Source organism: Epilithonimonas sp. (assembly GCF_032054305.1).
Taxonomy (GTDB): domain Bacteria; phylum Bacteroidota; class Bacteroidia; order Flavobacteriales; family Weeksellaceae; genus Epilithonimonas.
In genome coordinates, this window is record NZ_DAMBSX010000001.1 from 506,083 (window position 1) to 532,273 (window position 26,191).

Below are 26,191 nucleotides of genomic sequence, written 5' to 3' on the forward strand. Positions count from 1 at the left end.
CAAATTTTGGCTCAGTATTTGTCTATTTAACATAATCGAAATTTTAATCACTCAAAGTGAGCTATTATAATGCTTCGTTTTAAGACAATAAGACAGAATAAAATCATTAAATATTAAATTATGAACACCAACAGACTTTCCACAAAAATGCAAGATGCATTGATCAAACAAATGACAAAAGAAGCACACGCTTCACAGATATTTCTTTCCTATGGGTGCTGGGCAGATGTAAAAGGTTATGGAGGAATTGCTAATTTCTTGTACAGACATTCTCAGGAAGAACGAAATCATATGATTAAGTTTATGCGCTACATTTTAGACAGAGGTGGAGAGGCCAAAGTAGAAGCAATTCCTGCTCCGCCTGAGAATCCACAAAGCCTTACAGATTGTTTTAACAAAGTTTTCCAGCACGAAGTTGATAATACTACCTCTATATATGATCTTGTTGATTTATCTTTCCAAGAAAAGGACTGGGCAACCTGGAATTTTATGCAATGGTTCGTGAAAGAACAGATTGAAGAAGAAAAACTTGCTCTTGAGCTGATTGACAAATTGAAAATTGCTGGTGGAGATAGTGCAACAGACGAATCGTTATTTACTTTGGACAAAGCTTTGGAAGCTGCTGCTGACGAAGTTTCTTTACCACAAGAAGCCACTGCGGACAACCCTTCTTAAAAAACAAAATAAATATTACTAACTTTGATCTCCGTTTTTACGGAGATTTTTTTATTCATTTATTATTTCAAAAAAATGGCAGACATTATAGATACCAATCACACGAATCCAGAAGAATTTTATAAATCGCTTAAAGAAAAGTTGGAAGAACAGCACAACTTTCCGGAAGAATATCTTTTCAAATTCATTGTAACAAGCGATTCCGAAAAAATAACAGAAATCCTGAGAGTTTTTGATAATCTGAAATACACTTTATCCAACAAAGAAAGTTCTACAGGAAAATACACTTCCGTCTCTATCGATTGTTTTGTTTTAGACGCAGACCAAGTCATTAATATTTATAAAAAAGTAGCAATTATCGAAGGTGTTATGATGTTATAATTTTGGTTTAAGTTTTGTATTTTAAAATCAATTTAAGGTTATGAAAAAGTCATTTTTTAAATTTCTAAATAAAATAAATGTTGCTATTCTACCAAAATACAGCAAAAGAGACTTTACAAAATTGAATAAATTCCAAAAAGCAATTTTTGGTTACAGATATATTGTTTTAATTAATTCTTTAGATTAATATCAAATACTTAAAAATAGAAAAGCGTTCAATATTTGAACGCTTTCTTTTTATGTTGAATTCTGCAATCAAATTTAATTAATCTCCAACCCGAACCGAACTTATTTAATTTTAGAAATAAGCTTCCTACAAATCTCATACAAAGGCTTTTCGATTAAAAAATAAATGATAATTGAGCATATCCAGAGCAGAACAAAATTACGGTCGGGAAGATAAACGTAAGATTTCAGTTTCATATTGAAATAACTCAAATGAATCAAATAGAATACAAAAGAAGCATTTCCGAAAAGCACAAGGAATCTTGTAGAAAGAACTTTTGAAATCCAGGTTTTCTCACTCATCAATCCCCAAAATAAAATAGCAATTGCAATAGGCAAAAGCAATTCGTGAATCAATCTTCCTTCCCATCTTTCGACGCCGTGAACGAAATTATTTCTCGCAAAAAAACCAATCGAAATGATTAATATCAAAATAGACATTCCTCCCAAAAGTGTCGGTTTTTTGAGTTTACTTAAAAATAAAAATCCTTTTTCATTTTTCATCAAATACGCCAGCAGCATTCCAAAGAAAAACTCCAAACTGCGTCCGAAAAATGTACTTCCAATCAGAAACTTTACAGGATATAAAAAACCTTTCGGATTTCCATTAAACTCGTGAAGACCATATCCGATTCCCCAGCCTGCAAAGAAAAACCCAACTAAAAAAAGAATACAATATTTCCAGCTTTTCCTTAATAATAAAAATAAAAGAGGAGATAAAAGATAAAACAAAAACTCTACTGTGAGCGACCAAGCCTGAACAATACCCGAAACGGAATAGCTTTCAAACAAAGAATAAAAAAGAGAATACTGTAAAAAATAAGTATGTACATTTTTGGAATAAGCCGTATCAAGAAAATAACAGCTCAGCAAGATCCAGTACAATGGAAAAATCCTTGCAATACGAAGCAGAATATATTTAAGATAAGATTTTTTAGATTCTAAAGGTTTTTCCTCATATCGATAAGCCAATAAAAATCCACTTAGAACAAAAAAAACTGTTACACCAATATGCCATTCGCTGATGAAACGCATTATTACAAATGGCAAATCATCGCGCCAGTATTTCCGATTATGATAAACAAAAACCATAATCGCCGCAATGGCGCGCATTCCGGTTAAAGCATCAAATTTATTTTTCTGAAGGTTTTCCAAGGTATAAAAAAATAAAAGGCTTAACAGATAAGCCTTTTAAATTATAATTAATTTGAATTCTATTAAGAATTTTCCAAAATATAAGAGAACATTAATGGTGCGCAAATCGTCGCATCACTTTCAACGATAAATTTCGGTGTTGTGATATCCAGTTTTCCCCAAGTGATTTTTTCATTTGGAACAGCTCCTGAATATGAACCATAAGACGTTGTAGAATCAGAGATCTGGCAGAAATAAGACCAAAACGGAATGTCGTGCATTTCCATATCCTGATAAAGCATTGGAACTACGCAGATCGGGAAATCTCCGGCAATTCCTCCACCAATCTGGAAGAAACCAACCCCTTTTCCCCCTGAGTTTTTCGTGTACCAATCAGCCAAATAAGCCATATATTCGATTCCTGATTTCATTGTTGAGAATTTCAATTCTCCTTTGATACAATATGAAGCAAAAATATTACCCATTGTAGAATCTTCCCACCCTGGAACTACGATTGGCAAGTTCTTTTCGGCCGCAGCAATCATCCAGGAATTTTCTCTTGGGATCTCATAATATTGCTCAAGAACGCCGGAAAGAATCATTTTGTACATATATTCGTGCGGGAAATATCTTTCACCTTTATCATCAGCCTCTTTCCAAAGCTCGTAGATATGTTTCTGCAATCTTCTGAAAGCCTCCTCTTCCGGAATACAAGTATCAGTAACTCTATTAAGTCCTCTTTCCAAAAGCGCCCACTCTTCTTGTGGCGTAAGGTCTCTGTAATGCGGAACCCTTTCGTAGTGAGAGTGCGCAACAAGGTTCATAAGGTCTTCTTCCAAGTTAGCTCCGGTACAAGAGATAAAATCTACTTTGTCCTGACGAATCATCTCTGCAAAGATCTTCCCAAGTTCTGCAGTTGACATTGCTCCAGCCAATGTTACCATCATTTTGCCGCCATCTTTCAGGTGTGCAACATAACCTTTGGAAGCATCTACCAACGCCGCTGCATTGAAGTGCAAATAATACTTTTCTATAAATTCCGAAATCGGCTTACTCATTTTTTATAAAGTTTTGGCAAAGATAATAATTTTGGTTCAAGGTTCAAGATTCGAGTTCGGAGGTAGAAAAGTTGAAGATTTAATGTTAAGCTCAGCAAGAAGTGCGATAATTGCAGCATAAATATAATACTTGCGAGTGGCTCTGTAGGAGCAAAATGTTTGTAGAAAAACAACGTAATTCAGCGGAGCTCCGTAGGAGCGACACTGTTAATTTTCTATTGTCACAATGTGAATTTATCAACAAACTAATTTTGCAACCATCACAGCAATAGGGATAGTAGCAGTTATCCTTTTGTTTTTCTGTCATTCTGACGTAGGAAGAATCTGAAAAACAAAAGATATGAGCGGATAGCCCGACCGAGTTGTGGGCAAAGCGTTGGCGAGGGAATTGCCCAATATCCCTAAAAAATCATACTATTAATACATCCAACTTCCCGCTTCCAACATCCAACATATTTCACTACTTTTGCCAATTGAAAATTTAAACATATACAACAATGATATCGGCACAAGGGTTAGGGTTACATCACGCAGGAAACTATCTTTTCCGAGACGTCAATTTCACCATCAAAAAAGATGATAAAATCGGCTTGGTTGGAAAGAATGGAGCAGGAAAATCCACACTGCTTAAAATCCTTTCCGGAGAAATCAATTTCTACGAAGGAAACGTTGTTCCAGAAGGAAATATCACGATTGGATTCTTAAAACAAGACCTTGATTTTGTAAAAGGAAGAACCGTTTGGGATGAGACGATGCAAGCTTATGAGCAGATCAATGCTATGAAAAATGAACTTGAGGAAGTCAATCATCAGATGGCAACCAGAACCGATTACGAAAGTGATACTTATTCTGATCTAATTGTCAGAATGACAGAACTGAACGACCTTCTGATGAATCACGATGCCTACAATCTGGAAGGCGATGTTGAGAAAGTATTGTTTGGTTTAGGTTTCAAAGCGGATGATTTTCAAAAGATAACCGACGAATTTTCCGGAGGTTGGAGAATGAGGATCGAATTGGCAAAACTGCTTCTTCAGAAAAATGACCTGATGCTTCTGGATGAGCCGACCAACCACCTGGATATGGAATCTATCATTTGGCTGGAGAATTTCTTGAAGGATTATCCCGGTTCAATTGTTCTGGTAAGTCACGACAAACAGTTTATGACATCCATTTGTAACCGGACTTTTGATGTTAACAATAAAAAGATCGAGGACTACAAAGCCAATTATTCCAAATATCTGGAACTGAGAAAAGAACGTCGCGAAAAACTGGCGCAGGCCAAGAAAAATCAAGATGCGGAAATCAAGCAGATGGAAGATAACATCAATAAGTTCCGTGCGAGTGCGACCAAAGCTTCTTTTGCTCAGTCATTAATAAAGAAATTGGATAAAATTGAAAGAATCGAAATCGATAATGAAGATGTTTCTAAATTCAATATTCGTTTCCAACCTTCTGTTACGCCCGGAAAAGTAATTTTTGAGGCTAAAAATTTGGGAAAAGCTTATGGCAACAAACAGATTTTTGACAACGTAGATTTCTTTGTAGAACGTGGCGACAGAATTTCTCTTTTGGGACAAAACGGACAAGGAAAAACCACTTTGGCGAAGATTCTTGCTGGTGACATCAAGGATTATTCTGGAGAATGGAATCTTGGTCATAATGTAAGCATCGGTTATTTTGCTCAGAATCAGGAAGAGGTTTTGACACCGGATAAAACGGTTCTTCAGGAAGCAGAAGATTCTGCAACGGAAGAAACCAGACCGAGAGTTCGTGACCTTTTAGGATCTTTCTTGTTTCAAGGCGAAGATGTAACTAAGAAGACCAAAGTCCTTTCCGGAGGTGAGAGAAACCGTCTGGCACTTTGCAAATTGTTGCTTCGTCCGTTTAACACATTGATTATGGATGAGCCAACCAACCACTTGGATATTCAGTCAAAGGAAATTATCAAATTGGCACTTCAGAAATATGAAGGAACATTGATCGTTATTTCTCACGACCGTGAATTCCTGCAAGGTTTATCAGATAAAATCTTTGAATTCCGTGATGGAAAAATGAAAGAATTCCTTGGAAACATTGATGAATACTTAGAATACAGACAAAAAGAAAGCATCCGTGAAGTGTCTGCCGAAAGAGCAAAACTACATCAAGATGAAGTGGAAGAGCCAAGACAAAAGAAGCCAGAAACATCCGCTCCATCCGTAACTCCGACAGAAAACAGAACGGTTATTGTCAGTAAAGAGCAAAAGAACATTCAAAACAAACTGAAAAAAGTAGAAGAAAAGATCTCTGAACTTGAATTGAAAATCGAGGAATTCGAAAGTTCATTTACAAAAGATAATCCTTCTGAACAGGTTTTAGAAACTTACAACAAAACCAAAGAAGAACTGGATTTGACTTTGCAGGAATGGGAATATCTGGGGAGTCAATTGGAGAATTAATTAATTTTAAAATATTTAAATCCATTCATTTTGAATGGATTTTTTTATAAACCTATATAATTCTTATCTTCGACAAAGAAATTCAAAAATGAGCGACAAACTAAGACAACACATCGAAGAAATCACACCGATCACGGATAAGGAATTCGATTACTTGTTGTCCCATTTTTCTATCAAAAAACTTAAGAAACATCAGTTTTTGGTTCAGCAGGGCGACTTTGTCAGAAACGACCATTTCGTAATTTCAGGTTTATTGAAAGCTTGCCACACCGACCCTGTTGATGGCAAAGAACACATTCTCCAGTTCGCTTGGGAAAACTGGTGGATCACAGATTTCCAGGCCTATTTCAATCACACGAACTCTACTCTGAACATAGATTGTATAGAAGATGTCGAAGTTCTTTCCATCTCATTGGAAAATCGTGAAAAGATATGTGCAGACCTTCATAAGATTGAACATTTTTTCAGAAAGAAATCAAACTTCGGATACATTGCGTTGCAGCAAAGGATTCTTTCACTCTTGACTCACAGCGCAAGAGAACGCTATGACCAGATGCTCAGCAACTACCCTTCTCTTTTTCAGCGCGTTCCCAAATCTCTTATCGCATCTTATCTTGGTGTTTCCAGAGAAACGCTTAGCAGATTATCAAAATAATGTGACATACATCACAGAAAAACCTTGATCTACATCCTTTCTTTCGGTCTCGATTTTGTAGAATTTTGCGGTATCAAATTTTAAAATTATGATAATGAAAACCAAAGTTTTAATCTTTTCTGTTCTATTTGCATTCATTTCGATGTTGAATATTGTAAATGCACAGAATAAAAAATCTAACAAAGTTATGAGCAAAAAAATCTTATTCGTGGTGACAAGTCACGATAAAAAAGGAAGTACAAATGAACCAACCGGTTATTACTTTGGCGAAGTTTCTCATCCTTGGGAAGTTCTCCATTCTGGGGGTTACGATATCGATTTTGTAAGTCCAAAAGGTGAAAAAGCACCAGTTGATGGACTTAATCTAGAAGATGCTGTTAATAAAGAGTTCTGGGAGAATAAAGAATATCGTACAAAAATTGAAAACACAATGAAGCCTTCCGAAGTTGACCCGTCAAAATATGCAGCAATATTCTACGCCGGAGGACACGGAACAATGTGGGATTTTCCGGACAATGCAGAACTACAAGACATTGCAAGAAAAATCTATGAAAACGACGGCATCGTAAGTGCAGTTTGCCACGGTCCGTCTGCTCTTGTAAACCTTAAGTTATCAAGCGGAAAATATCTGGTTGACGGCAAAAAAGTAAATGCTTTCACCAACGAGGAAGAAACTGCTGTGAAACTGGAAAATGTAGTTCCTTTTCTTTTGGAAGATAAGCTGAAAGAACGCGGAGCAATCTTCGAAAAGTCTGGACTTTGGCAAAATCACGTGGTTGCTGACGGAAGATTGATCACTGGACAAAATCCACAATCTGCAAAAAGTGTTGGCGAAGAGATTCTAAAACAATTAAAACAGAAATAAACTTATTTCATCATATTCAATACATAAAAGCAAGACCGATTTTGGTTTTGCTTTTTTGTTCTTAAACTGTAATATTCGGTTTGGTTTTTGTAATTTCACATCAGATAAAAATCCGAATAATGATCAATAATCTCAAAAAATATCTAAACGAGGAACAAGATCCGAAAGCCGTAGAAAAGATCATAGAAAAAGTAAATGACCTGCTAACCAATGGAGAAACTGTGGAATACATTGCGGTGCAGAATAAACCAGCTATCAATATTTCTCCGGATTCGATCGTGCTTACTAATAAGAGAATCCTGTTTTTCCGCTCGAAATCATTCGGATTGGTGACGGATTTCAAGGATTACCTTTGGAAAGATGTTGCCGAGAGTCATATCAGCGAAGCCATCTTAGGCTCTACTTTCACAATGACAGCTATTACAGGATTCGTAGAAACAATAGATTATATTCCTAAATCACAAGCCAGAAAGCTCTATCAATATGCACAAGCTAAAGAAGAAGAAATGATAGAATACCGCCGACAAAAAGAATTGGAAGAGAAAAGAGCAGCTGCCGGCGGAATTACTGTCAATACACAAAATGAAAAACCTGAAGAACCACAAAAACCACAAGAAGTAAAACCAGAAGTACCTGCAGAAGACCCAATGGAAACCTTAATGAAACTAAAAGCTTTTCTGAACAATGATTTAATTTCTTTGGAAGATTACGAGACCAAAAAGAAAGAAATACTGGACAGGATGTAGAATATCATCAATAGATGCAAAGCAAAATATCAATCGGTGTTTTGCTTTTTTATTAAATTTACAATCAAATCACTAATCAATGTCCCAAGTCTTCAAATCCCATCTTGATAAATTCATCACCATAACCGATGAAGAATTTGCCTTGATATTAGATTATTTTGAGATCAAGACCTTCTGCAAAAAAGAAAACCTTTTGGAAGAGGGACAGATCTGCAGATCCAATTATTTTGTACTGAAAGGTCTTCTCCGCAAGTTTTTCCTCAATGAAAAGGGTGTTGAACAAACCACAGATTTTGCATTGGAAACATGGTGGATGACAGATAACTTCTCTTTTGAACGCAAAACCCTGGCCGATTTCAGCATTCAGGCTGTTGAAAAATCCGAAGTTCTTACGATCAGTGATGAATCACAGGAAAAGCTTCTTAATGATTTCCCCATTATGGAAAAGTATTTCAGGATCGTTTACCAAAGAGCTTTCGCCGCCAACCAAAGAAGGGTCAAATATATCTTCACCTACTCCAAAGAGGATTTTTATTTTTCATTAATTAAACAATATCCTGATTTTGTACAGCGTGTTCCACAATATCTCATCGCCTCTTTCCTCGGCTTCACGCCGGAATATCTGAGTGAAATCCGGAAGAAGAGTGTTTCTTAGTTTCACATCATCATTTTAAACACCAAAGTCGTATCCAATTTAAAATTTTGATTCTAATTAAATTATAGATTTTTAAATTGAGATGTATCGAATCTGTGATTAGCTAATGCTCCGAAAGAGCTAAATGTTTGTAGGATAAAGTAACCAAGCGTCAAAAAATGCCGTAGGCATGACACTTTCAGCGGATCTCAACAACATTTCAATTAGCAAATTACTAGGCAAGCCTTGCCTAAAAATATCGTACCTACGGCACTCCAATCTATTCATTGTTTTCCTACAAACATTTAGCTCCTCCGGAGCTTCTTAAAATACACATTAGATCCGTTCTTTTTCAAACCTTTGAAAAGGCTTTTTTCTTAAACCAGTTTAAGTTTTTCCCATTATCGATTTCTCAACTTTGTATCAACAAATTAAAACAATCAAAACAATGGAAAAACGTATCAATATCAGCAAAACAGATGCTACAGCTTACAAAGCAATGTTAGGACTAGAAGGTTACCTTGCACAGTCCGAAATATCTAAAACAATAAAAGAACTTATCAAGATCAGGGCTTCACAGATCAACGGATGTGCCTATTGTCTGGACATGCACACCAAAGATGCACTAAAATACGGCGAGACAGCGGAAAGGATATTCCTGATAAGTGCCTGGCATGAGGCAGACAGATTTTTCACAGAAGAAGAAAAGGTCGCACTTAAGATGACTGAAGAAATTACTTTTATCAGCCAAAATGGTCTTAGTGAGGAAACTTACCAAAAAGCAAGATCTGTCTTCTCCGAAAAACAAATTGCCGAAATCATTATGGCCATCGTAACCATCAATTCCTGGAACAGAATTGCACTGAGTACAAAACTGGAAATTGGTGAATTTTAGTTTTAATTAAACTTTCTCTTAAAAACATCCGTATGTTTTCATAAAAACATCAAGACCTTTTGAGTAAAACATCAGGACGTTTTAATGAAAACGTCCTGATGTTTTTTAATGCCTTTACAAACGCCCTATTCATAGGACTTGCAGAAGGCCATTTTTTTGAAATAATATTACTAAAATCCCGGCCGAATTGTGACCGGGACTTATAAGGAAAAATAAATCGAAAAATGAAAATTTATATATAAAAAACACTTACTTTCTTAGTCAGGAAATTCAAAGAAGAGGATTAGTGCGTCTTCGCTCAATGCTTCAAATTCCAGTTCTTCGAGATCCCATATCAAGATAGCATCACGAGTTTCCATCAATCTGTTTTGGAATTCGAAGGCACCATTGATAACCATTGTGAAAATTTTGTTACTGCTTCTCTTCAGAATATAACGTCCTTCTTCCCTACCATCAAAAACGCCAATGAATCCTGGAAAATTGAAACCTTCATCAATAAAATTCAGTTTGTTTCTGATTTCCAGATCAATGGTATTGACCCTGTAAGAATTCTCCGAAACCAGTTTATCAAAAACGATTACAAGAACATCGGTTTCCAGGTCCGACAAAGCATTACTGATAAAGATATCCTGCTCCACCACCGATTCCAGCACCACAACTTCGCCGGTTTCTATGATCTTATCAAAACTATTGATTCTTGCCTTTCCAAAAAGAGGAAGCACCAGCAGCTTTTGGTTGGATCTCAGACTTACAAAACTTTGAGAGTTTCCATAAATTACAAACTCTAAAACTTCATACAATTTATTGGGAAACAGTCCGCTTTTTACATCTTCATCTCTATATATCTCCGCAATAGCAGCACTGGGCGAAACATCCCAAAGCCTGTAATCTGATTTTAATATTTTTGAAGGACTTTGAACCAAAATATTTTTATTTATTGAATTAAAAAATTGATCGAATGTCTTCGAGAGCCTAAGACTAACGAGGTATCTCATATCAAGTTTGTCCTGATAACTTATCGAAACTTCTAAAAAATTCCGGAATTCTTTCAACAACCTATGAAAACGTGAACAAATCGAATTCCGGAAAAAAAATAAAAATTTATGAAATATCCTTTAAGACACTAGATATTAGACTTTCTTCTATCTTTATTCTTGTATCTTTATTATGCTTTAACTCTTATCGTATGTGCCAGAACAAAACCTGCACTTACAGAACCTGTGACGACACTCATCTCATTGGATGTCCCATCACTGAAGACATTGTCATTGGAATTATATGTATAACCGCTCATCCCTCTGTAACCACTGCTAGCATTTACCAGCTCCACGGCCGTTCCGGAACCTTCCGGAAAAGCAATCTGTGTTACCAGAAGTGATGTTCCCGCAGAATTATAAATATGAACGTGGATATGCGTTGCTCTTCCATCGTACCAACCCGGAAAAATAGACGTATAGCTCACCTTTCCGTTGGCATCTGTAGTTTGTCTGCCTCTCAGGAAATGATAGCCGGTATAATTGGTGGTTTGCATCTGCGTTCCGCCATACTCAGAATAGTTCCCGTCTTTGTCACAATGCCAGATATCTACAATCACGTCCTGCAAAACCGAACAGCTGCTATTCACATTCTCAACAACAATATTGATTTCAAAAGGAACACCCGTCCTGTCTCCTATAATATTGCTCTGTATAAGAGCCGATGGGGATTTGGTGGGGAAAGGTCCTTCCGTTTCCGAATTGGTAACCACACAATCTGTAGAAACAGAATTATCAATCGTTGCATTTCCAGCTGCATCATTCTCATCATCATTTCTGCAATTCAGAACAAATGGTGCGACGGCCATTGTAACGCCAGCCAGCCCCAGACTTTTAAGGAAGTCTTTCCTACTCACCATCCTCATCTTCTTAAATTCTTAAGTTTTACGAGTCAAAGGTATGTGTGATTAAAAAAAGGAAGAAATTTTTGAGGAAAACGACAGAAAAGTGTCGATTTTCAAGCGAAATCTTAAAAGAATCTTAATAATATCCAATGATTTTTTTCAAATCATCTTTGTAGGTTTCCCCAACAGGAATGATAAAATCATCGAGATGAATGTTCTTGTTTACAATACCTTTTATAGATCGGACAGGGAGAATATAAGATCTGTGAACACGCACAAAATCCTTCTCCGGAAGCTTTTCCATGATGCTTTTCATAGAAGACCTTGCCGTGAGCTTGGAAGAACTTTTCAAATGTATCTGGATATAATCGTCCAGACCTTCGATCAGTTTGATATCTTCAAACTCGATCTTATGAAGTTTGTAATCTGCACGGATAAGAAGAAACTGATTCTGAGTTTCCGATGTTGGCTTGATCTTAACCTTCTCAACAGCTTTCTGAAATCTGTCAAACGAAAAAGGCTTCACAAGATAATCGACAGCGTTAACATCAAAAGCATCGACTGCATATTCTGAAAAGGCAGTGGTGAAAATCACTTTGGTATCCTGGGAAAGACTTTTATAAAAGTCAAGACCATTTTTATTCGGCATCTGAATGTCCAAGAAAATCAAATCCACAGGAAACTTTCTGAGATACTTTTCAGCATCGCTTTGTTTGTTGAAAGTTTTCTCGAGACTCAAATTTTCAATCTTCGAAGCAAACGTTTCGATAATTTTCAGGGCAAGAATTTCGTCATCAATGGCAATGGCATTTATCATAAGCTAAGAACTAAGGTCAAGATTTAGTTCTACAAAATACGATTTTTTATTTTCATCGATGTTCAAAGAATATTTGCCTGCGTATAATTTATCCAAACGCTCTGTTGTATTCTTCATCCCGACCTTTGTAGATTCGTCCGCAGCGGAATAATTAACGATATTATTAAAAACTTTGAAGTTCAGTTTCTCTCCGTCAAGATTGACATTAATTGATATTTTCGAAGATTCTTCAGCATTATAACCATATTTGAAAGCGTTTTCAATAAAATTCAAAAGAATCATCGGAACAATTTTGACGCCTTCTGTATTTCCACTTTCTTCATAGGAAAAATCAAGACTGCTGTCTGTTCTTATGAGTTGCAAAGCAATATAATCCTTAATATAAAACAACTCTTTGGAAAGCAAAACAAAATCGTTTTCACTCTCTTCCACGATGTAGCGCATTACGTTTGACAACTTCAAAATCCCTTCCGAGGCATCATCTGACTTCATCAAAATCAGCGAATAGATGGAATTCAGTGTATTGAAAAGAAAATGTGGCTGAAGTTGATAACGCAGATTAAGCAAATCGGCTTTGGCTTTGGCACGTTCTATTTCTTTTTTCTTGATCGACTGATAAAGGAAAAAGGAACTAAGGAAGGAAAAGAGAAATGGTAAAAGTCCCGAGACATATTTTCTGGAAAAAGAGTCTTCCCCACCCATCATTTTTGGTGGAGGAAAACCTTTTCCATGAGGTCGAATCTTAGGAAGAGATGCAGGATGTTCCTTTTCGAAATAAGTTCTTTCTTCTTTGGAAATATCTTCAAAATGTCGTGGAGGACAATCTTCAAATCTTGGATGATCATTTTTATCGCCTGACATTTCATTTTGAAAAAAATCAAAACGCGGGTCGCCACCGTGATGATTTGGAAAAACAAAGAACGGGAGCGTGCAGATCCAGACGTATGAAACGAAAACACAAACCCAATATAAAAGTAGTTTCCTCTTGTCATAAAGCTTCGGCAAAAGCACTGCCAGATTGAGATAGAAAAAAACAATCAGAAAAACATATCTGGAAAAATCCCTTTGAAAAAAAGACGAACCCAACAATCGTAAACTACTGTCCAGCTCCGGCGATGACAAAACAGGAATCAGCAACAGAAGCAGGATCAGGATAATGTGATAGTAGATGTTTTTATTTTTCACTGAGGTTTAGTTTTTATTAAGAATTCTATAATTAATCGCACAATTGTTAAAATAGTTACAATTAAATTATTAAATCTGCAAAACGAAGTTAGTCAAAAAAATAGTTCAAAGTCAAAAACAAAAAAACGCTTCCAGATTTGGAAACGTTTTTCTTAAATTTTAAATAAGTCTTATTTGATAAAACCTCTGCTTCTGAGAAGTGGTTTAATATCGGCCTTATGACCTGTAAATTCCTCAAAAGCTTTGTTCAAATCTACACTGTTGCCGACAGACAGGATATACTTTCTGAATCTGTCACCATTTTCTCTCGTCAAACCGCCATTGGCCTTGATACATTCCCAAGCGTCTGAATCCAAAGTTTCTGACCAAAGATAAGCGTAATAACCAGCTGAGTATCCACCACCCCAAATGTGAGCAAAGTAAGGTGTATGATATCTAGGCGGAACTTGAGGAACAAGCAGTCCGTATCTGGACAAAGCCTGCTTTTCAAAATCCAGAACAGGAATTAGCTGGCTGTCAGAAGTCACCGTATGCCAGTTCATATCCAAAGTTGCAGCCGCTACTAATTCAGTCGTTGCATAACCTTGATTGAAGTTTGATGCTTTTTTAATCTTATCAATCAAAGCTTGTGGCATCGGTTGCTTGGTCTGATAATGCAAAGCATAATTTTTTAGAATCTCCGGCTCCAATGCAAAATGCTCATTGATCTGAGAAGGGAATTCTACAAAATCTCTCGGTGTATTAGCTCCGGAAATCGATGCATATTTTTGATCAGCAAACAAGCCGTGCAAGGTGTGACCAAACTCGTGAAACAAAGTCTCTACATCGTCATAAGAAATCAATGATGGTTTTCCCGGTGCAGGTTTTTGGAAATTATAAACGTTTACGATCACAGGCTTTTGTCCCAAAGAATGAGATTGTTGAACAAAATTATTCATCCAAGCACCTCCGCTTTTGTTGCTTCTTGTATAAAAATCAAGATAATATAATGCTAAAGATTTTCCATCTCTGTCAAAAACTTCATAGGCCACAACATCCGGATGGTAAACCGGAAGGTCTTTTCTCACTTTGAATGTGATTCCATAGAATTTCTCCGCAGCGTAGAAAACACCTTTTTCCAAAGCTGTTGTTACTTCAAAATAAGGTTTTATCTCGTTTTCATCAAGGTCATATTTTGCTTTTCTAACCTGCTCAGAATAGAAATTCCAGTCCCAAGGCTCAACTTGGAAACCACCTTTCTGAGCATCAATCACTTCCTGAATTTCCTTAGCTTCACGATTGGCCGTTTCAACTGCAGGTTTTGCCAATTGTGCCAAAAGCCCCATTGCAGCTTCCGGCGTTTTAGCCATTTGGTCTTGCAAGCTCCATTCTGCAAAGTTTTTCTTCCCGAATAATTGGGCTTTTTGTAATCTTAATTTGGCTAATTTTTCAACTGTTTCCCTTGTATCATTTTCGTCACCTTTCTCAGCTCTTGTCCAAGAAGCTTTGAAGAGTTTTTCTCTCGTAGTTCTGTTTTTAAGATTCTGCAAAAGTGGCTGTTGAGTCGTATTTTGTAAAGCTAAAAGATATTTTCCTTTTTGTCCCGCTTGTTCTGCATCAGTTGCGGCCGCAGCAATTTCGTCGGCAGAAAGGCCATCTAATTCTTTGACATCAGAAATCAGAACTGCTCCTTTTTTTCTCGCTTCTAATAATTTGTTACTGAATTGTGTCGATAAAGTAGCTAACTGCTGATTAATCTCCTTCAGTTTTTCTTTATTCTCGGCAGAAAGATTTGCTCCAGCGATTTCAAAATTAGTCAGATAAAATTCAGTCAGTCTTTTGCTTTCGGCGTCTAATTTATCGGTTTTTACAGCTTTTAATTTTTTATATAACTTTTCATTCAGTGTTATTTTGTCGCCGTGCGCTGCAAAGATTGGTGCATATTCTTCTTCTAATTTCTGAAGTCCGTCATTTGTATTAGAGCTAGTCAGATTATAAAAAAGAATGGTCGCTCTTCCTAAAATTGGCCCGCTATTTTCCAAAGCCAGAACAGTATTTTCGAATGTCGGTACCGCTTTATCATTCACAATTTTATCAATGTTGACCAATTGTTCTTTCAACCCCAATTCAAAAGCGGGTTTGAAATGCTCATCTTTTATTTTATCAAATTCCGGAGCTTGATATTGCAACGGACTTTTTTTAAGAAATGGATTACTGTTCATAGATTTTTCTGTAGTTGCAGAAGTTTTTTTCTGCTGAGCATTTATAATAACATTTCCTGCATTGAAAGCAATGAATGCGATTAACAAACTTGTTTTTATTTTCTTCATATATAATTTAGTTTTCAAAAAGTGCCGGTCTTTGTGTGATCTCATGATAACAGACAGAATTCTCATCAAAGAAATGAAATACCATGCTCTTCCTCGTCTTATCTTTGTTGGTATGAGGTTCTCCACCGTGTAAAACATTCGCATGCCAGATCAGCATATCTCCTTTTTTACATTCGAAAACCTCTTTTTTAAGGTTTAATTCTTTGACCTTCTCCTGAAGCATGATCTCGTAACCTTTGTTTCCTTTGTCGCCCAGCATCCAGAAATTACCCTCGTTATCATAATCAGAATTCATGTAATAAGGCAATTTGTGACTACCAGGATAATAATGGAGCGCACCCTGATCAGCTTTTATGTCTTCTAAAGCAATCCAAACCCCGATCAATCCTCCAACAGGAAAAGTAGTCATGTGGATGCTGTCAGAGTGTGTTTTTTGTTGGCTTCCATTGATGAAATTGATACTTTGAAAAAGCTTGGTTTTCCCATCTAATAAAAGGTCAAGCAATTCTAATAAAGATTTTTCCAAACCTATTTCTTTGATAATTTCTGACTTGTGTAACGCAAACATCAGCTTATTACCATATTTGAAACTGATCTCATTGTTATCCAAAAGCTTTTGGATCTCAGAATTGATCTGATCTGCCTGTTCTGCAGAAATGAAATTTCTGACAACGCTATAACCGTTCTCAAAAAACTGCGATAAACTTTGTTGATTTTCTGGCGTTTGATTTTTATAGAAATCTGTTTCAAGAATCGCTTCCGGTTTTTCTCTTCTAACGAACTGCTCTTCTACTTTTCTGAAATCTTTACTTGAAATAGGTGAAAAATAAAATTTATTGATCTTGAATTTTTTGTAAAGTGGAATATTGTGTTTTAATTTTTTTTTGTTGAATAAATTGAAAAATGCGTAGCTTAACTTACTATTTTTTATCAATGACATCATGGATCCTTATTTTTCTCAAATTTAAAAAAATAATTATTTATAAACGTTAAAAACAATTATTTATCATCCTCATCTCCATCGCCACTCCAATGATTTTCTTCGAAAGAAATGCTGTCCAAAGTCAATAGTTCGGCTTCACGTTCCAGAGATTCGCGGAGTGTGAAGGTAATCATATCCTTGTCTTTTTCTTTTGCCAAACGTCTGGTCATCGCTTTGTCAATCAGCATAAAACGTTTGCCCATTCTTCTGGCAGTATATTTTCTCATTCCGTTTTCCTGAAGTATATCTACTGCCATATCAACAGCAGTTCCGAGTGTTTCCCTATAGATATTATTGACTTTTTTATTAAGGAAATCATAAGCATCCAGACGGTTTTTGGCTCTTACAAAAATCTTGACATCAGGATAATTTTCTTTGACATAATCTACCAGAAATTTGTTTTTCTCCGGGTCGTCCAGACAAAGAACAAGAAGTTCTGCATCCTCAATTCCTGCTGAACGGAGCAATGCTGGTTTGGTAGCATCGCCGTAATAAACGTTGAAACCATTTGACCTCAACAAAGCAACTCTGTCCGGATCACTGTCCAAAACAGTTGAACGGATTCCGTTGGCTTTTAATAATCTTCCAACCGTACTTCCAAAAAATCCGAATCCAACAATAATTATTTTACGTTGCTTGATGATCCCAAGTTCGATATTCTCTTCAGTTTTTTGTTTGATGAATCGGCTGTCCAAAACCTTTTCCTTGAAAATCAGAAGTAGTGGAGAAATACACATCGTAATCGCTACAATCGCCATCAATTCTGAATTCGCCTGATAATCTATCAAATATAAACTCGCTGCAAAATTGACCAAAACAAAAGCAAACTCTCCAACCTGGGACAACGCAAAAGCGAGGAAAAAGCTTTGTTCATTATTCATTTTATAATACTTCCCAATCGCAAACAAAACAACCGCTTTGATTGCCAAAACGATAAATGCTGCCGAAAAAATAAAGACAGGTTTCGAAGCTATAATATTAAAGTTGATAGTTGCACCGACGCTTACGAAAAACACCGCCAGCAACAATCCTTTGAACGGGTCGATATCACTTTCCAACTCGTGCCGGAACTCACTGTTGGCCAACATCACCCCTGCAATGAAAGCGCCCAAAGCAGGACTCAATCCGACAGAAATCATCAGTTCAGAAACACCTATTACCAAAAATAAAGATGCTGCCGTCAGCAATTCATTTAGTCCGGACTTTGATACAAACCTCAAAAACGGAATGAAAATATATCTACCTAAAAGTATGAGCGCAGCAACGCCCAAGATCACCGTAAAAGGTTGCAACCAATCCGGAAGATATTGAAGTAATATTTTCTCGTGACCGGCTTGTTCCATTGCTCTCTTCGATTTAGACAAGAATGGCAACAATGCCAAAATAGGAATCACGGCCATATCCTGAAACAGCAAAATCGAAAAGGAAGATTCTCCGCTAACTGTCCGGAAAAGATTCTTCTCTTTCAGAGTCTGCAAAACAATCGCCGTGGATGACATCGCAAAACAAAGTGAAATAATGAATGATTTTTTAAGTCCAAACCCTGCAATATAAAACACGATAAAAATCCCGATAATACTGAGCAACATCTGGCTGACGCCCAAACCAAGTATCCGTTTTCTGATTTGCCAAAGTTTCTGAGGTTCCAGTTCCAGACCGACCAAAAACAATAGCATGATCACACCCAACTCCGAAGCGTGCATAATATCTTCTGCATCTCTTCCCGTCAATTGGAGACAAAACGGACCAATCAAAATCCCTCCCAAAAGATATCCGATAACCGAACTCAAACCCAATTTTTTTCCTAGCGGAACCATAATAATGGCTGCTCCAAGAAAAATCAGGATTGTCATTGCAATGGAACCTTGCATCTATTCTGTCTTTAGTATTTGAGATAATTCTTCACAATGTCTATCGAGTTCCGCATCGTTTAAATTATCGGCGTTGTAAATAATATGTATTTTTTTGAGGTCGATATTGTTGACGTCCAAAGAGATCTTGAGACCTGTCAGCAAGTCTTCTGCTTGGGATTTATATTTTCCTTCTAAAGAATAATTGTTTTCCCGTCCACCAACCGACGTAATGATTATCGCATCTTTCCCGGAAAGAATATTGAGTCCGTTTTCAGAAATCCAACGCATATCGAAAACCTCATCTATCCAGAGTTTCAATAAAGGAGGAAGCCCAAACCAAATAATGGGAAAATGGAAAATAATTCTTTCATATTCTACAATTCTTTTTCTTTCGCGAAAAGGCTGAATATGAAAATCGGGATAATCTTCGTACAAATCCCGAAGTGTGACATTGTCCATACCCTCATAACATTCTAACAATCTAACATTTGTGGTAGAATGTTCGAAGTAAGGATGCGCAAATAGAACCAATGTTTTTTTCAAAGAAATCTCGATTTTCGTAAATATAGTGATTTTTTGGTTTTATGTCAAGATTTGAACTGTTACGAAATTGAAAATAATTTTGTTGATGGGATTTATTTTGGGATATTTGAATAAACATTTACATTATTCTTGAGCATTATACTTTTAATTTCTATAAATGGTCAAAAGCATTTCATAATTTCAGGAAACCTTTCCGGATTTGAAACCAATGCCTTAGCAAAAATCACAAAAAACAATATCACTTTGGACAGTTGCATCATAAAGGATGGACAATTTTTACTCAAAGGAACTTTAGAAAATGTACCAACAAGTGTTGTCCTATTCATTAAAAATGGAGACAATTATAAATATTCCGAACTGTTTATTGGCAATGAATCGATAACCATCAATGCCGATATTGATGATTTCAAATGGAATGTAAGAACGAAAGGTTCAAAGTATGATGATCTGCGATTTGATTATTTCCAATTGATAAAAAATCTAAGTAAGGAAAGAGAAAATATTGAGAATGAAATATTTACCTTGAGAGACCATGGAAAATGGAATGATAGTTTGCAAAGTGCTTACTGGAATAGAAAAGAACCTTTCGGTAAAATAATTTTAGTTGACCGAGACATTGAAGAAATAAATAAAAAATTCATTGCAGACAACATCAATAATTACTATGGATTATATCTTCTGGATGCAAATAAAGTAGTACTTCCAAAGAAATTTGTTTCACAAACTTATAACAAAATCAAACCAGAGCTAAAAAAATCAGTTTCTGGAAAATCATTATATTCTTTTATCTATAATCCTGATTTAAACATTGGTGAAAGATTCCTTGATTTTGTTGCTTATAATAAAAGTGGTAAAAAAGTACGGTTCTCAAAATACTTTAATAGCAAATTTGTTTTGCTGGATTTTTCCACACCATATTGTGGTTTTTGCTTAGAATCTGTTCCGATTCTTAATAAATTAAAAAAAGATAATCCGAAGAAATTAGAAATTGTTACGTTTTATGTAGATGAAAACCCAAAGGGATTCGAAAAACTGGACAAAAAACACACTCCAGGCTGGGAAACAATTTGGGATAAAAAAGGAAGATTGGGAGAAACCTATTCCAAATACAAAATTGATGGAACCCCAATCTTATATCTCTTTAGCCCTGATGGAAAATTGATTGAAAAATTTGATGGCTTTGACGAAGATTTAGGAGCATTAATTGAGAAAAAATTATAAACTCTTCACAAAACTAAAAGATAAAAACCCAGACAAAAAATCCGGGTTTTATTGTATATTCATTTATCAATTTACCATCCACCGGAAGCACCGCCTCCACCGAAACTTCCGCCACCGCCGAAACCGCCGAAGCCTCCGCCTCCAGAACTTCCACCACCAAATCCTCCGCCGCCAAAACTTCCCGGAAATGGAAAAAATCCGCCTCTGTATCTTCGGTTTCCTTTTCTTGATAGCGTGTAATCATCATCGTCATTGCCCCAGCCACCTCCGTTGTTACCATTGATAATACTGAATAAAATAACAATTACGATAATAATGATGATAATCGAGCCAATACTGATTCCGCTTTCATTATTTTGTTTCTTGACAATCGGTTTGAATTTCCCTTGGACTGCCTCCATAATCGCAGAAGTTCCACGGTCAATCCCGTTATAGAACTCTCCTTTTTTGAAAGCCGGTGTTACAAGATAATCCAAGATCTGTCCCGCCACCGAAGCTGTTAAATATTGCTCTACCGCACGACCTTGCTGGATAGACATTGTATGGTCTTCTGTCGCAATCAGGAAAACCACACCATTATCTACACCTTTTTGTCCGATTCCCCACTTTTCGCCGTACATCGTTGCGAGATAATTGACATCTTCGCCACTTGTCGTTGGCAGAATAATGACCTCGATCTCTGTAGATGTAGAATCAGAGAACTTGATGAGTTTTTGATTCAGCGCATCTTTTTCAGATTCTGACAACAAATTTGCTTTATCATAAACAGGATAAAGAACCGCTGGTTTCTCCGGCACCAACTGAGCTTTGGAAAATAATCCAAAAATCAAGAATAATGCAAAAATGTATCGTTTAAGAGAAGCTGATATCATTGGGTAATTCATTGATATTTTCCCCAACTACAGGGAAATATTTTTTCAGTTCAAGTCCGGTTTTCAGAATGGCTTCTTTCAGACCTTTGTAATAATTTTCTTTGGCAAATTCAGACGTAATCTCATCGTGAAGATCGTCCCAGAATTGCTGCTTTACTTTTTTGTGAATGCCTTCGTCCCCAATAATCGTGAGATAATGCTGTTCAAAATTGACATAAAACAAAACACCATTTCTTTCCTTGGTCAAATGCATTTCCAAAGAACGGAAAATCGCAAACGCCTTTTTTGCAAAATCATCTTCAGCTGTAGAATCGATATGCACACGAATCTCTCCCGAAGAGTGGTCTTCTGCTAATTTAATGGCCTCCACAAGGGAAGCCATTTCTGTATCTGTGAGAAAATGATTCATTATTCTGAAAATACGCTTGGTGCTTTTTCTGCGCCAGCTTCAGCTTTGAAATATGGTTTTTCTTTGAAGTTGGAGAAATTAGCAATCACATTATTCGGGAATGTTTTGATATTCGTGTTATATTCTTTTGCAGCATCATTGTAATATACTGTTTCTGAACGGATACTGTTTTCAATCGCTGTATATTCTCTTTGGAAATTGATGTATTGCTGGTCAGCTTTCAGGTTTGGATAGCTTTCTACAACAGCCATCAATCTGCTCAATGAGCCACTCAATTCGCCTTGTGCTGCCTGGAATTTTGCCATATCAGCCTCGGTCATATTTGTTGGGTCGATGTTGATTGAAGTTGCTTTTGCCCTTGCTTCAACTACTTTTGTCAATGTCTCGGTTTCGAATTTTGCATAAGACTTTACTGTTCTTTCCAAGTTTGGAATCAGGTTCGCTCTTTTTTGGTAAACGGTTTCCACGTTTGACCATTTTGCATTCACATTTTGTTCCTGTCCAACAAATCCATTTCTAATGCCTACTGCCCAAAATCCGACAATAGCAATCAATGCAACAATTACGATTAATACAATACAACCTTTACCTTTCATAGTTTGATGTGTTTTAAAATTTTAATTAAATCAAATATACAAATTATATGCAATGATGGAATTTATTTTTAATTCCTGAAATCAATCAGGTTTCGATGATTTTTTTTCTGTGCTTAAGTCCCCATTCTACAAGATTTTCCGTGAGTGGCGTTACACTTTTTCCATATTCTGTGATCGCATAGAAAACCATTAACTGGTTGTCGTCTGTGACAGTTCTCGTGATGAGAAGATTAGTTTCCAATTCTTTCAGTTGTTTGCTCAGCATTTTTGCAGAGATTCCGTCAACTTCCCGTTCCAGTTTTTTGAAATGAATATCCTGATGCTGGCGGTTATTCAGATATCTTAAAATCATCAGTTTCCATTTTCCACCAAGGATTTCCAAGGAATCTCGCATTGCCCGAAGTTCCTCTCCACAAGTTGTTTCTCTTTCAGTATTGTTCTCTATTATTTTCATTCCGGTTTCATCAAGGTAAGTAGTTACCTTTGGTTAACTAGTAACAAATTTAAAGTATTTTACTAATAATTTTGTATTAAATTAAATGAAGATGAAAGCGATTATACTTAATAAAAATAATGAACTCAAAGATGAAAACATTGATTTAAGACCTATCTCTACTCACGAGGTAAAAGTCAAAATCATTGCTTCGGGATTTAATCCCATCGATTATCAGATGCGTGAAAATGAACACGAGCGACAATATCTTTTTTCGCCAATCTTAGGAAGAGAAGGCTCGGGAATCATTATCGAAATAGGAAAAAACGTTAATGATTTTAAAGTTGGTGATGAAGTTTTTTTCGCCTGTGGAAGTATGGGAAGCAACGGAACTTATGCAGAAGAAATCATCCTTCCGGAAGCAATCGTTGCTAAAAAACCAAATTCGATAACTTTTGAAGAAAGTGCAGGATTACCATCAATTGGAATCACGGCTTTTCAGATTTTTAATAGAGTTGATTGGAATCAAATAGAAAAAATTTTGATAACTGGTGCTTCTGGCGGAGTTGGAAACTTTATTCTTAGAATCTTATTGGGCAAATTCAGCAAAAAAATAATTATCACAGCGGGAAATAAAGAAAGTATCCAACAATTGATTCAGATTGGAATTAATGCTAATCAAATCATTAATTATAAACAAGAGAATTTGGCTGATAAAATTTTAGAAATTAACCAAAATCAAAAATTCGACATTGTGATTGATGCAGTTGGAATGCAATTTTCAGAAATTTCTGCCGAAGTTCTAAAGGCAAACGGAATCTATGTCAATATTACACATTTCATTACACCAAAAGCTAATGACTTACTTTTTGGGATTGGCGCAACGATTCTTAACATTTCAAATTTCATTTATGCACAGGAGAAGCAATATGATTATTTCAGAAGCTCACTAAATCAAATTAGAGAACTTATCGACAGTAAGATCATTCAACCATTACCCATAAAAATCGTTGGTGGACTTTTTGCAAAAACAGCGGAAGAAGCCAAGCAAGTATTGAAAGACAACAAAACACAGGGCAAAAAATTAATTATGAAAAATCAAGAATAAATGAGCAAAATAAAAGCAATCCCAAGACGAATCATCACAGGAACCAAAAACGGGAAATCCTTCATTGAAAAAGACGAAATCGTAACCAATGTTTCCGAACATTTTCCCGGATTAATTATCTCCGATGTTTGGCAAACCAGTAAAATGCCAGCCAGTTTTGAGCAGGAAAAACCGGTGGAAAATTCTGCCATTCCAACGGTTATCAAAAACGGAACTTATTTCCGTTATGTTCAGATTCCGCCAGATGAACAATTAGGAATCGAAGCGCCTGCCGGACAACCTCATCCGCTGATGCATCAAACCAAAAGTCTGGATTATATCATTATTCTATCCGGCGAAATTTATCTGATTACCGATACAGACGAAACACTTTTACAAGCTGGAGACATTGTTATCCAAACCGGGACTAATCACGCCTGGAGCAATCGTTCAAATGAAAATTGCATCCAATTAGCAGTTTTGATTGATGCTGAATAATCGATTAAAAAATCTCGCAGATTAAACTGATTTCGCAGATTTAATATAGATAAAAAATCTGGTCAATTTGCCAAATCTGCGAGATTATAAATTTCGACAGATAAGATTTATTTTTCAGAAACCTTCGCCTCTTCCCAAAGCTCATCCATTTCTACTAGATTAAGTTCAGCTAGGTTAAGATTTTTGGACAAAGCCAACTCCTCCATTTTCTGGAATCTCGAAATGAATTTTGAATTGGTTTTTTCCAAAGCCGTATCAGCATTCAGTCCGGAGATTCTGGCATAATTGATCAAAGAAAAAAACACATCGCCCAATTCCACTTCTTTTTTATCTTTTTCGGTTTCCTGATGGAACTCCTGCAATTCCTCCCGAACTTTCGCCCAGGCATCATCCGCAGAATCAAACTCAAAACCGATTCCTTTCACTTTATCCTGAATTCTATAAGCTTTTATAATCGGTGGTAAACCTTTCGGAACACCTTCTAAAACAGATTTGTTTCCTTCCTTCAATTTCAATTTTTCCCAATTTTGCTTCACCGCTTCTTCATCTTCCGCAACTGCGTCTCCATAAATATGTGGATGACGAAAAATCAGCTTCTCATTCAGAGAATTGATGACATCAGCGATATCAAAACTTTCCTTTTCCGAACCTATTTTTGCATAAAAAACCAAATGCAACAAAACATCGCCCAACTCTTTTTTGATTTCCTGCAAATCCTCATTCAGAAGCGCATCAGACAATTCGTAAGTCTCCTCCAAAGTCAGATGACGCAAAGTTTCAAAAGTCTGTTTCTGGTCCCACGGGCACTTTTCACGCAAATCATCCATTATATCGAGAAGCCTTCCAAAAGCTTCCATTTTTTCTTGACGTGTATTCATTTTGCTAACTGATAATTAAAATTAATAGTTAAAAATAGAAGCTTCAACTCCGCTCAGTTTGACAAAACTTAGAAACTTTTAGCACAAAAATTTGTCAAACTGAGCGGAGTCAACGTGTTTTCTATTTTAATGTGATTTATTCTGCAACATTGGGACAAATTTATAAACCCCAAATTCCTCTTTCTCAAACTGTGTATCTGATATTTTTGTAAATCTGTAAAGAATCTGTTCATCAGTTTTCCCTAATGGAATAACCATTTTTCCACCGACTTTTAATTGTTTTAATAATTCGGTTGGAAGAATTTCTGCACCACACGTCACCAATACTTTATCAAAAGGTGCAAACGTTGGCAAACCTGCAAATCCGTCTCCGAAGCTTTGGAATTTTGGCCGAAGATTCAATTCTCTAAAAATCTTGGTAGAAAAATTGTACAAATCCTTTTGGCGTTCAACCGTATAAACCAAAGCTTTCATTTGGATAAGAACCGCAGTTTGATAACCGCATCCTGTACCAATCTCTAATACTTTTTCGCCTTCATTCACCTCCAGCAATTCAGTTTGCTCGGCAACAGTTGACGGATGAGAAATCGTTTGTTTCGCAGCAATAGGAAAAGCGCGGTCTTCATAGGCATAATCTTCGAAAACACTTTCAATGAAAAGATGTCTCGGCACTTCGTTCATCGCATTGAGAACAAAAGAATCCGTAATCCCGATTTTCTGATGCAGATAATCGATCAATTGTTTTCTCTTGCCCTTGTGAACGTAAGTATCTCTCATTATTATAATTAGTAATTTTTCAAATCCAGTCTGCAATTTCGGAAGTAAAATTTTAAAATCCAAACCAGAACTTGTATTAAATTTATCAAAAATAGATTATTTGAAAAGAATAACTAATTTCATAAAAAACTTTTGATTTTATA

The 26,191-nt window shown here is 36.2% G+C and carries 27 protein-coding genes; 11 read left to right on the forward strand and 16 right to left on the reverse strand.

Annotated features, from left to right (window positions below; genetic code table 11):
* Positions 1 to 120: 120 nt before the first annotated feature.
* Positions 121 to 675, forward strand: a complete 555-nt coding sequence (locus RTX21_RS02250; RefSeq protein WP_312765096.1) for a ferritin — start codon at positions 121 to 123, stop codon at positions 673 to 675.
* Positions 676 to 750: 75 nt separating this feature from the next.
* A complete protein-coding gene (locus RTX21_RS02255; RefSeq protein ID WP_312765097.1) occupies positions 751 to 1,056 on the forward strand; it encodes a DUF493 domain-containing protein in 306 nt (101 codons plus the stop codon).
* Positions 1,057 to 1,344: 288 nt separating this feature from the next.
* Here RTX21_RS02255 and RTX21_RS02260 read toward each other — a convergent pair whose 3' ends face one another.
* Positions 1,345 to 2,436, reverse strand: a complete 1,092-nt coding sequence (locus tag RTX21_RS02260) for an acyltransferase (RefSeq protein ID WP_312765098.1) — start codon at positions 2,434 to 2,436, stop codon at positions 1,345 to 1,347.
* A 62-nt stretch (positions 2,437 to 2,498) separates the two neighbouring features.
* A complete protein-coding gene (locus tag RTX21_RS02265) occupies positions 2,499 to 3,473 on the reverse strand; it encodes a deoxyhypusine synthase family protein (RefSeq protein ID WP_312765099.1) in 975 nt (324 codons plus the stop codon).
* 497 nt (positions 3,474 to 3,970) lie between these two features.
* On the opposite strand from RTX21_RS02265, the gene RTX21_RS02270 reads away from it, so the two are divergent.
* The 6 genes from RTX21_RS02270 to RTX21_RS02295 all read left to right on the forward strand — a co-directional run bounded on the left by RTX21_RS02270 (position 3,971) and on the right by RTX21_RS02295 (position 9,709).
* Positions 3,971 to 5,914, forward strand: coding sequence for an ABC-F family ATP-binding cassette domain-containing protein (locus tag RTX21_RS02270; protein ID WP_312765100.1), 1,944 nt, complete (start codon positions 3,971 to 3,973; stop codon positions 5,912 to 5,914).
* Between the two features lie 88 nt (positions 5,915 to 6,002).
* Positions 6,003 to 6,569 (forward strand): Crp/Fnr family transcriptional regulator, encoded by a 567-nt coding sequence (locus RTX21_RS02275; RefSeq protein ID WP_312765101.1) that lies wholly within the window; start codon positions 6,003 to 6,005, stop codon positions 6,567 to 6,569.
* Between the two features lie 94 nt (positions 6,570 to 6,663).
* Positions 6,664 to 7,434 (forward strand): type 1 glutamine amidotransferase domain-containing protein, encoded by a 771-nt coding sequence (locus RTX21_RS02280; RefSeq protein ID WP_312765102.1) that lies wholly within the window; start codon positions 6,664 to 6,666, stop codon positions 7,432 to 7,434.
* Positions 7,435 to 7,553: 119 nt separating this feature from the next.
* The gene (locus RTX21_RS02285) at positions 7,554 to 8,180 is read left to right on the forward strand and encodes a PH domain-containing protein (protein WP_312765103.1); all 627 of its coding nucleotides are present in this window, start codon (positions 7,554 to 7,556) and stop codon (positions 8,178 to 8,180) included.
* A 79-nt stretch (positions 8,181 to 8,259) separates the two neighbouring features.
* A complete protein-coding gene (locus RTX21_RS02290) occupies positions 8,260 to 8,835 on the forward strand; it encodes a Crp/Fnr family transcriptional regulator (protein WP_312765104.1) in 576 nt (191 codons plus the stop codon).
* Between the two features lie 427 nt (positions 8,836 to 9,262).
* Complete coding sequence (locus RTX21_RS02295) at positions 9,263 to 9,709, forward strand: carboxymuconolactone decarboxylase family protein (RefSeq protein WP_312765105.1); 447 nt, start codon at positions 9,263 to 9,265, stop codon at positions 9,707 to 9,709.
* Between the two features lie 257 nt (positions 9,710 to 9,966).
* Here RTX21_RS02295 and RTX21_RS02300 read toward each other — a convergent pair whose 3' ends face one another.
* The 8 genes from RTX21_RS02300 to RTX21_RS02335 all read right to left on the reverse strand — a co-directional run bounded on the left by RTX21_RS02300 (position 9,967) and on the right by RTX21_RS02335 (position 19,277).
* Positions 9,967 to 10,632, reverse strand: a complete 666-nt coding sequence (locus RTX21_RS02300; protein ID WP_312765106.1) for a hypothetical protein — start codon at positions 10,630 to 10,632, stop codon at positions 9,967 to 9,969.
* A 242-nt stretch (positions 10,633 to 10,874) separates the two neighbouring features.
* Positions 10,875 to 11,603, reverse strand: a complete 729-nt coding sequence (locus RTX21_RS02305) for an intradiol ring-cleavage dioxygenase (RefSeq protein WP_312765107.1) — start codon at positions 11,601 to 11,603, stop codon at positions 10,875 to 10,877.
* Positions 11,604 to 11,724: 121 nt separating this feature from the next.
* Positions 11,725 to 12,405 (reverse strand): LytTR family DNA-binding domain-containing protein, encoded by a 681-nt coding sequence (locus tag RTX21_RS02310; RefSeq protein WP_312765108.1) that lies wholly within the window; start codon positions 12,403 to 12,405, stop codon positions 11,725 to 11,727.
* 3 nt (positions 12,406 to 12,408) lie between these two features.
* On the reverse strand, positions 12,409 to 13,590 hold the full coding sequence (locus RTX21_RS02315; RefSeq protein WP_312765109.1) for a histidine kinase: 1,182 nt from the start codon (positions 13,588 to 13,590) through the stop codon (positions 12,409 to 12,411).
* Positions 13,591 to 13,760: 170 nt separating this feature from the next.
* A complete protein-coding gene (locus tag RTX21_RS02320; protein WP_409414967.1) occupies positions 13,761 to 15,791 on the reverse strand; it encodes a M3 family metallopeptidase in 2,031 nt (676 codons plus the stop codon).
* 115 nt (positions 15,792 to 15,906) lie between these two features.
* Complete coding sequence (locus RTX21_RS02325) at positions 15,907 to 16,842, reverse strand: phytanoyl-CoA dioxygenase family protein (protein ID WP_312765111.1); 936 nt, start codon at positions 16,840 to 16,842, stop codon at positions 15,907 to 15,909.
* A 56-nt stretch (positions 16,843 to 16,898) separates the two neighbouring features.
* A complete protein-coding gene (locus RTX21_RS02330; RefSeq protein ID WP_312765112.1) occupies positions 16,899 to 18,752 on the reverse strand; it encodes a monovalent cation:proton antiporter-2 (CPA2) family protein in 1,854 nt (617 codons plus the stop codon).
* Entirely contained in the window at positions 18,753 to 19,277 is a 525-nt protein-coding gene (locus RTX21_RS02335; protein WP_312765113.1) for an NAD(P)H-dependent oxidoreductase, read from the reverse strand.
* A gap of 129 nt (positions 19,278 to 19,406) precedes the next feature.
* Here RTX21_RS02335 and RTX21_RS02340 point away from each other — a divergent pair, with 129 nt between their 5' ends.
* The gene (locus tag RTX21_RS02340) at positions 19,407 to 20,498 is read left to right on the forward strand and encodes a TlpA disulfide reductase family protein (RefSeq protein WP_312765114.1); all 1,092 of its coding nucleotides are present in this window, start codon (positions 19,407 to 19,409) and stop codon (positions 20,496 to 20,498) included.
* Positions 20,499 to 20,569: 71 nt separating this feature from the next.
* Here the strand turns inward: RTX21_RS02340 and RTX21_RS02345 are convergent, their stop codons facing one another.
* From RTX21_RS02345 to RTX21_RS02360, 4 genes are all read right to left on the reverse strand, one after another.
* Complete coding sequence (locus tag RTX21_RS02345; protein ID WP_312765444.1) at positions 20,570 to 21,370, reverse strand: TPM domain-containing protein; 801 nt, start codon at positions 21,368 to 21,370, stop codon at positions 20,570 to 20,572.
* Positions 21,351 to 21,779 carry a TPM domain-containing protein gene (locus RTX21_RS02350; RefSeq protein ID WP_409414963.1) on the reverse strand — a complete coding sequence of 143 codons (429 nt, stop codon included), beginning with the start codon at positions 21,777 to 21,779 and terminating at the stop codon, positions 21,351 to 21,353. Before RTX21_RS02350 ends, RTX21_RS02345 begins: the two co-directional genes overlap by 20 nt.
* Positions 21,779 to 22,375: a LemA family protein gene (locus tag RTX21_RS02355; RefSeq protein ID WP_312765115.1), complete on the reverse strand. Its 597-nt coding sequence runs from the start codon at positions 22,373 to 22,375 to the stop codon at positions 21,779 to 21,781. Before RTX21_RS02355 ends, RTX21_RS02350 begins: the two co-directional genes overlap by 1 nt.
* Positions 22,376 to 22,460: 85 nt before the next feature.
* Positions 22,461 to 22,829 carry a helix-turn-helix domain-containing protein gene (locus RTX21_RS02360; protein ID WP_312765116.1) on the reverse strand — a complete coding sequence of 123 codons (369 nt, stop codon included), beginning with the start codon at positions 22,827 to 22,829 and terminating at the stop codon, positions 22,461 to 22,463.
* A gap of 91 nt (positions 22,830 to 22,920) precedes the next feature.
* On the opposite strand from RTX21_RS02360, the gene RTX21_RS02365 reads away from it, so the two are divergent.
* Complete coding sequence (locus tag RTX21_RS02365) at positions 22,921 to 23,916, forward strand: zinc-binding alcohol dehydrogenase family protein (protein WP_312765117.1); 996 nt, start codon at positions 22,921 to 22,923, stop codon at positions 23,914 to 23,916.
* Complete coding sequence (locus tag RTX21_RS02370) at positions 23,917 to 24,393, forward strand: cupin domain-containing protein (protein ID WP_312765118.1); 477 nt, start codon at positions 23,917 to 23,919, stop codon at positions 24,391 to 24,393.
* 107 nt (positions 24,394 to 24,500) lie between these two features.
* On the opposite strand, the gene mazG is transcribed toward RTX21_RS02370, so the two are convergent.
* A complete protein-coding gene (gene mazG / locus RTX21_RS02375) occupies positions 24,501 to 25,271 on the reverse strand; it encodes a nucleoside triphosphate pyrophosphohydrolase (protein ID WP_312765119.1) in 771 nt (256 codons plus the stop codon).
* Positions 25,272 to 25,397: 126 nt separating this feature from the next.
* Positions 25,398 to 26,048, reverse strand: coding sequence for a protein-L-isoaspartate(D-aspartate) O-methyltransferase (locus RTX21_RS02380; RefSeq protein WP_312765120.1), 651 nt, complete (start codon positions 26,046 to 26,048; stop codon positions 25,398 to 25,400).
* Positions 26,049 to 26,191 lie beyond the last annotated feature (143 nt).